The sequence below is a fragment of the Citrobacter sp. LJND-P06 genome, assembly GCF_058188415.1.
On the sequence record NZ_CP187317.1, the window covers coordinates 4021044 to 4034630 of the forward strand.

The window sequence follows — 13587 nt, forward strand, 5'->3', positions numbered from 1 at the left end:
TAGATCTAGTTAGAATTATGTACACCTAATACCTCGAAAACTATCTCACTGCCTTGCTAATAAACGATCATAAAAATAATGTAAGTTATTCTGTAAAGTTTTAAGCAAAAATATGCAGCCAAACTTTACATTTTCATAAATATTTCTTAATCCAACAGATATAGAATTATCCGCTTCGCCAAGAGTTTCATTTCATCAGGGCATTTAATTAGCGAGAACCAGGTCTCGTAAACATATATCTGTTTGGAAGCATTAAGCTCAGAGATCGAGTCTAAAGGTTCTCTCAAATTTCCTACAAGGTACTGACTGAGCCAGTAAATTATTTCTTTATTAAACTCGTTATTGGGTAAGTCATAAATCACTTCTTGGTCAAAGATCTTGTAAAACCGATCTCCGCATAAATTGCACATATGGTTATCTTCACTCACAAATTCTTCGATATTCATAAAAATCTCTCCCAAGTTTAATTAAGCAACTTTAATTCTGCTTGTTTCGATAACTGATTGAATCCACTCGTCAACTTCACTCTCGACAAAAGCAACGGCACGAACACCGATCTTAACGGGGGCCGGAAACCGACCTTCACTGATCAGACGATAAATCCAGGCCTTGCCGAAACCAGTTCGTTTCAAGACTTCTGGTAAACGAATTAAGCTTTGATTAGTTGTACTCATTTGGCTGTCTCCTCCGCTTCCGTTACGAAGATATTAGCCACACAGATTCGTATCTATGAAGGGAATGCTGATAACTGAAAAGTTAGATGAGGGAAGAATGAAAGGAAATTCCGGGGAAGAAAAATATTTACGCCCTCCCCTTGACAATTAACATGATGATTTACAACTAGAAAGATCCGAGTTCCGAAATCGGTATGTTGCGGAGATGGCTGTTTTTGCTGATAAAATATTCCAGACTACGGGTTGTTTCGCCATTCAATGACTTCTCTGCAACAGGCCTGTCTGTATCTTTAATGTGATCTTCTCCTCTGATCTCATTTGTAAAGTCGGGATACAAGACACGAGACAAGACCATATTTGAGATTTTTACTTTTTTAAACTTTGCCCAAATCAATAAATCCATCATTGGGATAATATTGTAATCGACAAGTTTTCTTATTTTTGCAAGTCCAATTTTTTCTGTTTTCACTGGCTCAATTTCATATTCTTTTCTAAGATCTGGTAGCATCGTTTGTAAGGCTGTTATAATTTCTTCATCGCTGGACATTCCTAAATCAAATGAAACATACATCTTGCTGCTATTTTGGTTAAGAAAAAAGTCCCTCATAGTTTTTGTAATTGGTTTCTTTTTCAACTCTTTTTTGAAATCGCCATTTTCTTCAAAAAAATCCATGCTAAACATTATTAACTTGTTCTCTAATTTTTTTATATCACCAAAGCTAACCTGCGCAACATGCCTTTGGCCCTTGCCAAAATGACCATGATTATTATCTTGTCTGCTTAAAATAGGATTACCTTCAAGGATAGACCTTAAATTTTGATTATCATCTTCCCATCCAAAATTTACACTGTCGAAAATTGCTTCTCTAAAGGCAAGCTCAGTATGCAGTTCTTTGATTGTAAGTGATTTTAACTGCTCATAGTTTTCGAGACTAAACCAGCTTTTTAATTCTTCATAAGGGCTTACTACTTTCATTAATCCCTCCACTGTATTCAAAGCTTGAATGAGTTAACACTGCTTATTTGAATTAATTCTCCCTTAACAAGATTGATAAGGGAGAGCGATTGATCATCTACTTATTCATAGTTAAATCTTTTTAAAATCAAATGGTGAAACTTGTCGTATTCTAAGGAGGTCAAGGTAATCGGCCCACCACTGCAACATAAGCTTTCTCTCATCAAGGTGCTCTGCTTTATGTATGTACGCAGCACGAACTGAGTTCCGCTCCTGATGGCTCATTTGCCGTTCAACAGCATCTTTCGACCACAAACCGGATTCAATTAAAGCACTACAAGCCATAGCTCTGAATCCATGTCCACAGACCTCCACGGTTGTGTCATAGCCCATAGACCTCAAAGCCTTGTTTACCGTATTTTCACTCATGGGCTTTCTGAAATCATGGTCGCCAATGAACACGAGTTCATGGTCACCGCTGATCTCTTTAATTTCCGTCAACACAGCCAATGCCTGACAACTCAAAGGAACAAGGTGTGGAGTTCGCATTTTCGAACCACGATGCGAATGTTTCACTCCGGGTAATGGCTCTCGCTCTGCAGGAATAGTCCACATGGCATTGTCGAAATCTATCTCTGACCAACGAGCAAACCTGAGTTCACTCGAACGAATAAAAATGAGCAATGTAAGCTTTACGGCTAACTTCGTGAGCTTTCTACCTTTGAATATTTCAATTCGCTCTAGGAGTTCAGAGAAGCGATCAAACGGTAATGCCGGTCGGTGGATTCTTTTTGCTACAGCAATAGCCCCAGACATTTCTTGGGCCGGATTATAGTCAATTAAGCCATTCTGGACGGCATATCGCAAAATTGCTGTGGTTCGTTGTTGTAGACGGGCTGCTACTTCTAACCGTCCAGAAGCTTCAACAACCTTGATCGGAACGAGTAGATCCTTGGTTTTAAGCTCGGCTATTTTTCTCTTTCCTATGAAAGAGAAAAGGTTATCTTCAAGGCTCTTTAAAACCCTCTCACTATGGGAATCTGACCATTTCCTTTTACAGGCAGTATGCCAGTCCCTTGCAACAGCTTCGAATGTCAGGGCTTCGCTTTGCTCGATTTTGTCTGCTTTTTTCTTTTCTGAGGGGTCGAGACCAAGCGATACTAATTTTTTGGCTTCATCTCGTTTCTTGCGGGCTTCACTAAGAGAGACCATTGGATAAACACCCAATGCTAAAACTTTCTGTTTGCCATCGAAACGGTATTGAAGTCGCCAGTATTTTGAGCCATTGGGGTTGATCAGCAAGTGCATCCCCTGCCCATCAGTGAGTTTGAAAGGTTTGTCGGAGGGCTTGGTAGTTCTAACTTTGATATCGGTGAGAGCCATCAGTTGATACCTCCAGTGTTGGTATCAAAATCTATCGAACCGGGAATACCAACAGTTATACCATCATCAGTTGGTATATGTTCAAGGAATTGAGTAGACGTGGACAGACTAAGAAAAGCCAGAAACCTGCTTAACTTACTGTTTTTATGGACTAAAGTAGACGTTAGTAGACTTGAAAAAAGCTTTGTATGGTGCCGAAGGCCGGACTCGAACCGGCACGTATTTCTACGGTTGATTTTGAATCAACTGCGTCTACCGATTTCGCCACTTCGGCACTGAAGAGGTATGCGGAAAACGTTGTGGATTATACCTGTCACGCGCCACCATGCAAGCGGCAGCGTGTGCCTCACTCGCTAAGTGTCGAAATTTTCAGCATTACGCACGTTAAAACCAGTATTCATCACATTTCTCCCTCTCCTCTCGCGCCTTGAGCCCCCCTTCTGCGAAGCGCCCCTGCCGACCATGCTCTACACTTCCTGTTCAACACCCATCGAGGGAAACATGATGTCCATTATAAAAAGCTATGCCGCAAAAGAGGCGGGCAGCGAACTCGAACTTTTTGAATATGATGCCGGTGAACTCAGGCCGGAAGATGTCGAGGTACAGGTCGACTACTGCGGTATCTGCCATTCCGATCTTTCCATGATCGACAACGAATGGGGATTCTCTCAGTACCCGCTGGTTGCCGGGCATGAAGTGATTGGTCGCGTGGCGGCGCTCGGCAGTGCCGCGCAGGAAAAAGGGTTGAAAGTTGGCCAGCGCGTGGGCGTTGGCTGGACGGCACGCAGTTGTGGGCATTGCGATGCCTGTATCAGCGGCAATCAGATTAACTGTCTGGAAGGCGCCGTCGCCACCATTCTCAACCGTGGTGGTTTTGCCGAAAAACTGCGGGCAGACTGGCAGTGGGTGATCCCGCTTCCGGAGAGCATCGATATTGAGTCCGCGGGCCCTCTGTTATGCGGCGGTATTACGGTCTTTAAACCTCTGCTGATGCACCACATCACCGCGACCAGTCGCGTGGGGGTGATCGGCATCGGCGGTCTTGGGCACATCGCTATTAAGCTACTGCACGCGATGGGCTGTGAAGTGACCGCATTTAGTTCGAATCCGTCGAAAGAGCAGGAAGTGCTGGCGATGGGGGCTGATAAAGTCGTGAACAGCCGCGATCCAGAAGCGTTAAATGCGCTGGCAGGACAGTTTGATCTCATCATCAACACCGTTAATGTCGATCTCGACTGGCAGCCCTATTTTGAAGCGCTGGCCTATGGCGGCCATTTCCACACCGTCGGTGCAGTGATGAAGCCGCTGCCGGTTCCGGCGTTTACCTTGATTGCTGGCGATCGCAGCATCTCCGGTTCGGCGACGGGTACGCCTTATGAGCTGCGCAAGCTGATGAAATTTGCCGGGCGCAGCAAGGTCTCGCCGACGACAGAGCTGTTCCCAATGTCGCAAATCAACGAAGCCATCCAGCACGTTCGCGACGGCAAAGCGCGCTACCGCGTGGTGCTGAAAGCCGACTTCTGATGATGTGGCTCAGTCCCTAACGGGACTGAGCTTATTGTGCCTTGCGAAAAGCGAGCACCGCCTGGCGGCACTGTTCCGTTACATGTTCGATATCATGATTGACATCGATTCGGGCGATATCCGTCTCATCCGCCTTCGGACATTCCAACACGCCAAACTGACTTTTCAGCAAACCAACGGGCATAAAATGCCCTGCCCGGCGTTGCATCCGCGCCAGAATAATGTCGTAGTCTCCATCCAGCCAGAGAAAATGCACGTTAGGGCTACCCTTACGTAAAAAATCGCGATACTGTTTTTTTAATGATGAGCAAACAATAAACCCTGTCTCATTTTTTTTATAAAGACTATAAGAAGCATCATTTAATCGTTCTAACCAGGGTAGTCTGTCCTCATCAGTTAACGGTATTCCCTGAGACATTTTATCAATATTTTTGCCGGGATGGAGATCGTCACCATCAATGAACTTCGCTGATAATAATGCGGCGATTTTATTGCCAATTAATGATTTACCGCTACCCGAAACACCCATCAAAATATAACTTTCCCCGGCCATCGAAAACTCCAGATTCATATTCTATGGCGCGATACTACGCCCTCTGGTTTGGATAATTCACGCTTTTTTAGCACCGCTGATGAGAATTACAAGGCGCATCACGTTATGCGTAACATTGTAGTGTAACAATTTCCCAGCGTGACTTGCGTCACAAATGATAACAAACAAAACCGTTTAAATGCTGCCGAGGTTACTACCTGACCAGTGAGGCATTTATGCAAGTCAAAACACAATCCTGCGTTGTCGCGGGCAAGAAAACCGTTGCCATTACAGACCAAAATATTGAATGGGATAATAATAAAGGAACGTTGGTTAAAATTACCCGAGGGGGAATTTGCGGTTCCGATTTACATTATTATCAGGAAGGAAAAGTCGGTAATTTCACCGTCAAAGCACCCATGATTTTAGGCCATGAAGTGATTGGTAAAGTAGTTCATAGCGATTCGACAGAATTACATGAAGGTCAGTCGGTTGCCATTAATCCATCTAAGCCTTGCGGTCACTGTAAATACTGTTTGCAGCATGAAGAAAACCAGTGCACGGAAATGCGTTTTTTTGGCAGCGCCATGTATTTTCCCCACGTCGACGGCGGCTTTACTCAGTTTAAAATCGTCGATACCGCGCAGTGCATTCCTTACCCACAACAGGCCGACGAGAAAGTAATGGCCTTTGCCGAACCGCTGGCCGTGGCAATCCATGCTGCACACGAAGCGGGCGATCTGCAGGGCAAACGCGTGTTTATCTCCGGCGTAGGCCCTATTGGTTGCCTGATTGTCAGCGCGGTGAAAACGCTCGGCGCGGCAGAAATCGTCTGCGCAGACATCAGCCCGCGTTCGCTCACACTGGCTCAGCAGATGGGCGCCGATACACTCATTAACCCGCAGCAGAACTCGCTCGATGAATGGAAAAAAGAGAAAGGCTATTTCGACGTCAGCTTCGAAGTCTCGGGGCACCCTTCTTCGATCACCACCTGTCTGGAAGTGACCCGCGCAAAAGGCGTGATGGTGCAGGTCGGCATGGGCGGCGCAGTGCCGGAATTCCCGATGATGATGCTTATCGGGAAAGAAATCTCGCTCAAAGGTTCGTTCCGTTTTACCACCGAGTTCAACACTGCGGTGTCGTGGCTGGCAAATAACGTTATCAACCCGCTGCCGTTACTGAGCGCCGAATATCTGTTTACCGACCTCGAACAGGCACTGATCTTCGCCGGAGATAAAACCCAGGCGGCAAAAGTCCAGCTCGTTTTTGAAGAAACAAAATAAGGAATAACACGATGAACGATCTTTTTTCACTGGATGGCAAAAACATTCTGATCACTGGTTCTGCTCAGGGTATTGGTTATTTACTGGCAACCGGGATGGGCAAATTTGGCGCGCAGATTATCGTCAATGATATTACGCCAGAACGCGCGGAAACCGCTGTCGCAAGGCTACTGCAGGAAGGTGTTCGCGCCGTTGCCGCGCCTTTCAATGTTACGCATAAACAGGATATTGATACCGCCATCGAACATATCGAAAAGGATATTGGCCCGATTGATGTGCTGGTGAATAACGCCGGTATTCAGCGCCGCCATCCATTTACCGAGTTCCCGGAGCAGGAGTGGAACGACGTGATCGCGGTAAACCAAACCGCAGTGTTCCTGGTATCACAGGCAGTGACCCGCAGGATGGTGGAGCGTCAGGCCGGGAAAGTCATCAACATCTGCTCCATGCAGAGCGAACTGGGACGAGACACCATTACGCCGTATGCCGCTTCGAAAGGCGCAGTGAAAATGCTCACCCGCGGAATGTGCGTTGAGCTGGCACGCCACAATATCCAGGTGAACGGCATCGCGCCGGGATACTTCAAAACCGAGATGACCAAAGCGCTGGTTGAAGATGAAGCCTTCACCTCGTGGCTGTGCAAACGTACACCGGCCGCACGCTGGGGGGATCCGCAAGAACTCATTGGCGCAGCCGTGTTCCTCTCTTCCAAAGCTTCTGACTTCGTAAACGGACACCTGATCTTCGTCGATGGCGGCATGCTGGTCGCTGTATAAACGCTGAACAACACTACGCAGCGTGCAAGCGCTGCCTTTTTGGCACACATAAGAGATAAGATTATGCCATTAATCATAATTGCAGCAGGTGTCGCGCTGCTTCTGGTTCTGATGATTGGTTTTAAGGTCAATGGCTTTATCGCCCTGGTCCTGGTAGCCGCCGTCGTAGGGTTTGCCGAAGGGATGGACGCACAGGCCGTTTTACATTCTATTCAGAACGGGATTGGCGGCACCCTCGGCGGGCTGGCGATGATCCTCGGTTTTGGCGCAATGTTGGGTAAATTGATTTCCGATACCGGAGCCGCGCAACGCATCGCCACCACCCTTATCGATACGTTTGGTACAAAGCGCGTTCAGTGGGCGCTGGTCATCACCGGGCTGGTTGTCGGCCTGGCGATGTTCTTCGAAGTGGGCTTTGTTCTACTGCTGCCGCTGGTCTTTACGGTCGTGGCCTCTTCAGGCTTGCCGCTGCTGTACGTTGGCGTACCCATGGTGGCCGCACTCTCGGTCACGCACTGTTTTTTGCCGCCGCATCCAGGGCCGACCGCCATTGCGACGATTTTTGAAGCCAATCTCGGTACCACACTGTTGTATGGATTCATTATCACCATTCCGACCGTTATTGTAGCAGGCCCACTATTTTCAAAACTGCTGACCCGCTTTGAAAAAGCGCCGCCGACGGGGTTGTTTAACCCGCACCTGTTCACCGAAGAGGAGATGCCGTCCTTCTGGAACAGTATATTTGCTGCGGTGATCCCCGTCATACTGATGGCTGTTGCGGCGGTCTGTGAAATTACACTGCCAAAAACCAACACCGTGCGGGTATTCTTTGAGTTTATCGGTAACCCTGCGGTCGCACTGTTTATCGCCATTGTCATCGCCATTTTTACCCTTGGCCGACGTAACGGACGTACGATAGAACAAATTATGGATATTATTGGCGACTCTATCGGCGCCATCGCTATGATTGTGTTTATTATCGCGGGCGGCGGTGCATTTAAGCAGGTTTTGGTGGACAGCGGCGTGGGTCAATATATCTCGCACTTGATGACCGGCACTTCGCTCTCTCCGCTGCTGATGTGCTGGACAGTAGCAGCATTGCTACGTATCGCGCTCGGTTCAGCGACCGTCGCGGCGATCACCACTGCAGGTGTAGTGCTGCCGATTATTAATGTTACCCATGCCGATCCAGCGCTGATGGTGCTGGCAACCGGAGCGGGTAGTGTTATTGCCTCACACGTTAACGACCCGGGATTCTGGCTGTTTAAAGGTTACTTTAACCTCAGCGTGGGTGAAACGCTGCGGACGTGGACAGTGATGGAAACGCTGATTTCGATTATGGGGCTGCTGGGTGTCCTTACGCTGAACGCCATTCTGCATTAAGGTGTCAGAAAAGACCCGATTAACCACCGGGGGCGATATCGCCGGCGCGCCCCGGTACTGGAGAGAAAATGAGGAATCACAGAATTTCTTTGCAGGATATCGCCACGCTCGCGGGCGTAACCAAAATGACAGTGAGCCGCTATATTCGCTCACCGAAAAAGGTCGCAAAGGAAACCGGCGAACGTATTGCGCAGATTATGGAGGAAATTAATTATATCCCTAACCGCGCACCAGCCATGCTGTTGAATGCGCAAAGCTATACGCTCGGCGTGCTGATCCCCTCTTTTCAAAACCAGTTGTTCGCCGATATTCTCGCCGGTATAGAGTCGGTGACCTCAGACCATAACTATCAAACGCTGATCGCCAACTACAATTACGATCGGGAATCCGAGGAAGAGTCGGTGATCAACCTGCTCTCGTATAATATCGACGGCATTATTCTTTCCGAGAAATATCACACCCTGCGTACTGTTAAATTTATGCGTTCGGCCAACATTCCGGTGGTGGAACTGATGGATATTCAGGGCGATCGTCTGGACATGGAAGTCGGGTTTGATAATCGCCAGGCCGCGTTTGATATGGTCAGCACTATGCTGGATAAGCGCCAGCGGCGGAAGATCCTCTATCTCGGTTCAAAAGACGATATCCGTGACGAACAACGTTTTCACGGTTACTGCGATGCTATGACACAACGGGGTCTGACGCCCTTGCGTATCAACCCAAAGGCCATCTCCTCGATTCATCTGGGCACGCAGATGATGCGCGACGCGCTGATCGCACATGCAGATTTAGACGGTGTCTTTTGCACCAATGATGATATTGCGATGGGTGCGTTGCTGTTCTGTCGCGAACACGAGCTGTCCGTACCGGATCAAATTTCCATTGCTGGATTCCACGGGCTGGAGATGGGCCGACAGATGATCCCAAGCCTCGCCAGTGTGATAACGCCACGCTTTGACATCGGGCGCATGGCGGCTCAGATGTTACTGAGCAAAATCAAGAACAACGACCACAACCACAATACGATTGATTTGGGATACCAGATTTATCACGGCAATACGCTATAAGTTATTTTCTCTCCCCTGCGCATATTCTCTTTCATTCCCATTGCCTATACTCCAGGCAGGATAAATGGAGGAAATCTAATGAGCGCACCCTTATTAATTGCCCGCACGCCAGAAACCGAGTTGTTCTTACTGCCAGGCATGGCGAACCGTCACGGGCTGATTACCGGCGCGACGGGGACGGGTAAAACGGTCACCTTGCAAAAGCTGGCCGAGTCGCTGTCGGAAATCGGCGTTCCGGTGTTTATGGCGGATGTGAAAGGCGATCTGACGGGCGTGGCTGAAGAGGGCGTAGCCTCGGAAAAACTGCTTACCCGGCTTAAAAATATCGGTATCGCCGACTGGCAGCCCCACGCCAATCCGGTGGTGGTGTGGGATATTTTCGGCGAAAAAGGCCATCCGGTACGAGCGACCATCTCCGATCTCGGGCCGTTATTGCTCGCGCGTCTGCTGAACCTGAACGAGGTACAGTCCGGCGTCCTTGATATTATTTTTCGTATCGCTGATGACCAGGGGCTGTTGCTACTGGATTTCAAAGACCTGCGGGCCATTACCCAATACATTGGCGATAACGCCAAATCCTTCCAGAATCAGTACGGCAATATCAGTAGCGCCTCGGTGGGGGCGATACAGCGTGGCCTGTTGACCCTTGAGCAACAGGGCGCGACCCACTTCTTTGGCGAGCCGATGCTGGAGATCACCGACTGGATGCGCGTCGACGCAAACGGCAAAGGGATTATCAACATCCTCAGCGCAGAAAAACTTTACCAGATGCCAAAACTGTATGCCGCCAGCCTGCTCTGGATGCTCTCCGAACTTTACGAGCAACTGCCGGAAGCGGGCGATCTGGAGAAGCCGAAGCTGGTGTTCTTCTTCGACGAGGCGCACCTGTTGTTCAACGACGCGCCACAGGTGCTGTTGGATAAAATCGAACAGGTTATCCGCCTGATCCGTTCAAAAGGCGTGGGCGTCTGGTTCGTCTCACAGAACCCGTCCGACATACCCGACAACGTGCTCGGGCAGTTGGGTAATCGTGTGCAACATGCCCTGCGCGCCTTTACACCAAAAGATCAGAAAGCGGTGAAAACCGCAGCGCAGACGATGCGGGCAAATCCGGCATTTGATACCGAAAAAGCCATTCAGGAGTTGGGTACTGGTGAAGCGCTCATCTCGTTTCTTGATGCTAAAGGCAGTCCGTCGGTGGTGGAACGCGCAATGGTCATTGCGCCCTGCTCGCGGATGGGGCCACTCACCGACGATGAACGCAACGGGTTAATTAATCACTCTGCCCTGTACGGCAAGTATGAGGAAGCGGTGGATAGCGAATCCGCTTACGAGAGGCTGCAAAAGGGTGTGCAGGCCAGCACAGAACAACAGAACAACCCGACGGTGAAAGGCAAAGAGGTCGCGGTTGACGATGGTATTCTCGGCGGGTTGAAAGACATTCTGTTTGGCAGTACCGGGCCACGCGGCGGTAAACGTGATGGTGTCGTACAGAGTGTTGCCAAAAGCGCAGCGCGCCAGGTCACCAATCAAATTATACGCGGGATGTTGGGGAGTTTGTTGGGCGGAAGAAAACGCTAAGGTGCGACAAATGCCCTCCCGCGTCACGGGAGGGCGACAGGATTACGATCTCCGCAACATCAACCAGAGGCTAATCAGGAAGAACGAGGCGCTCGGCAACAGCGCGCCAATAATCGGCGGAATACCATAAACCAGCGTCAGTGGACCAAAGATCTGGTCAAGCACATAGAAGACAAAACCAAAGCTGATACCGGTGACAACACGCGCCCCCATCGGAACGCTACGCAACGGGCCGAAAATGAACGACAGCGCCATCAGCATCATGACGGCCACAGAGAGCGGCTGGAACACTTTACTCCACATATTGAGCTGGTAGCGTCCGGCGTCCTGACCACTCGACTTCAGATACTTCACGTAGCTGTGCAGGCCGCTAATGGAGAGCGCATCCGGATCTAACGCGACCACACCGAGTTTGTCCGGCGTCAGGTTGGTTTTCCAGGTACCGCTCACCGTCTGTGAACCGGTAATTTGCTTCGGATTGGTCAGGTTGGACTCATCGACCTGCGACAGACGCCATACTTTGTGCTCAGCATCGAATTTCGCAGAAGCGGCATAACGCACCGACTGCAAACGGCGCTGATCGTTAAAACCGTAGATACTGATCCCGCCCAGCTCCGTATCGCCTTTAACCCGTTCGATATACACAAAGTTATTGCCGTCTTTTGCCCACAACCCTTGCTGGGTAGAGAGCAGCGAGCCGCCATACATTTGCTGAGCACGATAGTTACGCGCCATCTGCTCGCCCTGCGGGGCAACCCACTCGCCAATTGCCATCGTCAACAGCACCAGTGGAATGGCCGTTTTCATGACCGACAGCGCCACCTGCATACGGGTGAAGCCAGAAGCCTGCATGACCACCAACTCGCTGCGCTGCGCCAGCATCCCCAGCCCCAGCAACGCACCTAACAGCGCCGCCATCGGAAAGAAGATCTGCACATCTTTTGGCGCGCTGAGCAGGGTATACATCCCAGCGCCCAACGCATCGTAGCTCCCCTGCCCGGCTTTTTTTAGCTGGTCGACGAACTTGATGATGCCGGAGAGCGACACCAGCATGAACAGCGTCATCATGATGGTGGTGAAAATGGTTTTACCGATATAGCGGTCAAGTACACCAAATGGCTGCATTACACCGCTCCTCTACGCATAAAACGGGCACGCAGACGGCGTACCGGCACCGTATCCCACAAGTTCAGGCCTATCGCCAACGCCAGATATGCCAGGTTCACCGCCCACATCCAAAGAGCCGGGTCCAGTTTGCCTTTGCCGCCATTGGATTTCAGGGAGGTCTGCACAAGGAAGAACAGCAGATACAGCAACATCGCCGGGAGCATTGAAAGGATACGTCCCTGGCGCGGGTTCACCACGCTCAGCGGCACGACCATCAGCGCCATCATAAATACGGTAAACACCAGCGTCAGGCGCCAGTGCAGCTCCGCCCGGGCACGGTCGGTATTGGCCGACAACAGCGCGCGCATCCCCATCTGCTCGGAATCATTAGGATCCAGCGCAACCGCCTGATGCCCGATAATCGCCTGATAGTTCTGGAAATCGGTAATGCGGAAATCACGTAATAACGCGGTTCCTTCGAAGCGTGTTCCCTGATTCAGGGTGACCACCTGAGAACCGTCGCGAAGCTGCGTCAAATGCCCGGAATCAGCCACCACCACGGAAGGTCGGGCGTTGCCTTTCGGACGGATTTGCGCGAGAAATACATCTTTGAAGTCGCTGCCATCGACACTTTCGATAAACAGAACCGAGCTGCCATTGGTTGCCTGCTGGAATTGCCCCTGCGCAAGCGCAGCCATACCGGGGTTGGCTTTCGCCTCCGCCAGCACTTCATCCTGATGTTTAGATGATAAAGGTCCCGCCCACATGACGTTGACCGCAGCGACAATGCCAGTAAACAACGCCAGTACCATGGCGGCTTTTACCAGGACGGCTTTGCTCAACCCGCAGGCGTGCATGACCGTAATTTCACTTTCAGTATACAGTTTGCCCAGCGTCATCAGCAGCCCGAGGAACAGGCTGAGAGGCAGAATGAGCTGCGCCATTTCAGGCACGCCCAGCCCCAGTAGCGAGAACACCAGATTTGCCGGAATATCACCGTCAACCGCCGCACCGAGGATCCTCACTAACTTTTGACAAAAGAAAATCAAAAGCAAGATGAATAGGATCGCAAGTTGGCTTTTGAGCGTCTCCCGTACCAGATATCTTATGATTATCACTTTAAATACGCCCGTAAAAACTCGTCTTTTGCAGGATTTTAGCTTGTTTCATGGCTTAAACGTCATTTATTCTCTTGAGTCGTCGAAATCGTCGCTAAGACTATTATACTCAACGGATTCACCTCTCAGAAAATTGTTCTGACGTGCCAATACCGTAATAACGTTAAGATTAACACGAAGTCACCGCAACAGCGGACATGAGTT

14 protein-coding genes and 1 tRNA gene are annotated in these 13587 nt (G+C 49.7%); 6 read left to right on the forward strand and 9 right to left on the reverse strand.

The window, feature by feature from the left end:
* Nucleotides 1-146: 146 nt before the first annotated feature.
* The 5 genes from ACO7SM_RS19005 to ACO7SM_RS19025 all read right to left on the reverse strand — a co-directional run bounded on the left by ACO7SM_RS19005 (nt 147) and on the right by ACO7SM_RS19025 (nt 3286).
* Complete coding sequence (locus tag ACO7SM_RS19005) at nt 147-446, reverse strand: hypothetical protein (RefSeq protein WP_024170864.1); 300 nt, start codon at nt 444-446, stop codon at nt 147-149.
* A gap of 21 nt (nt 447-467) precedes the next feature.
* Nucleotides 468-674 (reverse strand): helix-turn-helix transcriptional regulator, encoded by a 207-nt coding sequence (locus ACO7SM_RS19010; protein WP_248058280.1) that lies wholly within the window; start codon nt 672-674, stop codon nt 468-470.
* A gap of 166 nt (nt 675-840) precedes the next feature.
* Nucleotides 841-1650, reverse strand: coding sequence for a DUF6387 family protein (locus ACO7SM_RS19015; protein WP_045307597.1), 810 nt, complete (start codon nt 1648-1650; stop codon nt 841-843).
* 111 nt (nt 1651-1761) lie between these two features.
* Nucleotides 1762-3012, reverse strand: a complete 1251-nt coding sequence (locus tag ACO7SM_RS19020; RefSeq protein ID WP_435346391.1) for a tyrosine-type recombinase/integrase — start codon at nt 3010-3012, stop codon at nt 1762-1764.
* A gap of 189 nt (nt 3013-3201) precedes the next feature.
* A tRNA-Leu gene (locus ACO7SM_RS19025) sits at nt 3202-3286 on the reverse strand.
* A gap of 230 nt (nt 3287-3516) precedes the next feature.
* Here ACO7SM_RS19025 and ahr point away from each other — a divergent pair.
* Nucleotides 3517-4536 carry an NADPH-dependent aldehyde reductase Ahr gene (gene ahr / locus ACO7SM_RS19030; protein ID WP_490470982.1) on the forward strand — a complete coding sequence of 340 codons (1020 nt, stop codon included), beginning with the start codon at nt 3517-3519 and terminating at the stop codon, nt 4534-4536.
* A 31-nt stretch (nt 4537-4567) separates the two neighbouring features.
* Here the strand turns inward: ahr and idnK are convergent, their stop codons facing one another.
* Nucleotides 4568-5089, reverse strand: a complete 522-nt coding sequence (gene idnK, locus ACO7SM_RS19035; RefSeq protein WP_490468807.1) for a gluconokinase — start codon at nt 5087-5089, stop codon at nt 4568-4570.
* A gap of 215 nt (nt 5090-5304) precedes the next feature.
* Between idnK and idnD the strand changes: the two genes are divergently transcribed.
* From idnD to ACO7SM_RS19060, 5 genes are all read left to right on the forward strand, one after another.
* A complete protein-coding gene (idnD, locus tag ACO7SM_RS19040) occupies nt 5305-6351 on the forward strand; it encodes an L-idonate 5-dehydrogenase (protein ID WP_490468808.1) in 1047 nt (348 codons plus the stop codon).
* Nucleotides 6352-6362: 11 nt separating this feature from the next.
* Nucleotides 6363-7127 carry a gluconate 5-dehydrogenase gene (gene idnO, locus ACO7SM_RS19045; RefSeq protein WP_490468809.1) on the forward strand — a complete coding sequence of 255 codons (765 nt, stop codon included), beginning with the start codon at nt 6363-6365 and terminating at the stop codon, nt 7125-7127.
* Between the two features lie 63 nt (nt 7128-7190).
* Nucleotides 7191-8510: a gnt-II system L-idonate transporter gene (idnT, locus tag ACO7SM_RS19050; protein ID WP_490468810.1), complete on the forward strand. Its 1320-nt coding sequence runs from the start codon at nt 7191-7193 to the stop codon at nt 8508-8510.
* 68 nt (nt 8511-8578) lie between these two features.
* Nucleotides 8579-9577, forward strand: coding sequence for a DNA-binding transcriptional regulator IdnR (gene idnR, locus ACO7SM_RS19055; RefSeq protein WP_490468811.1), 999 nt, complete (start codon nt 8579-8581; stop codon nt 9575-9577).
* 78 nt (nt 9578-9655) lie between these two features.
* On the forward strand, nt 9656-11158 hold the full coding sequence (locus ACO7SM_RS19060) for a helicase HerA-like C-terminal domain-containing protein (RefSeq protein ID WP_490468812.1): 1503 nt from the start codon (nt 9656-9658) through the stop codon (nt 11156-11158).
* A 42-nt stretch (nt 11159-11200) separates the two neighbouring features.
* Here the strand turns inward: ACO7SM_RS19060 and lptG are convergent, their stop codons facing one another.
* The 3 genes from lptG to ACO7SM_RS19075 form a co-directional block, all read right to left on the reverse strand.
* Nucleotides 11201-12283 carry an LPS export ABC transporter permease LptG gene (gene lptG, locus ACO7SM_RS19065; RefSeq protein WP_192610900.1) on the reverse strand — a complete coding sequence of 361 codons (1083 nt, stop codon included), beginning with the start codon at nt 12281-12283 and terminating at the stop codon, nt 11201-11203.
* Nucleotides 12283-13383 carry an LPS export ABC transporter permease LptF gene (gene lptF / locus ACO7SM_RS19070; RefSeq protein ID WP_490468813.1) on the reverse strand — a complete coding sequence of 367 codons (1101 nt, stop codon included), beginning with the start codon at nt 13381-13383 and terminating at the stop codon, nt 12283-12285. Before lptF ends, lptG begins: the two co-directional genes overlap by 1 nt.
* 62 nt (nt 13384-13445) lie before the next feature.
* Nucleotides 13446-13496, reverse strand: a complete 51-nt coding sequence (locus ACO7SM_RS19075; protein WP_223307023.1) for a hypothetical protein — start codon at nt 13494-13496, stop codon at nt 13446-13448.
* Between the last annotated feature and the right edge of the window lie 91 nt (nt 13497-13587).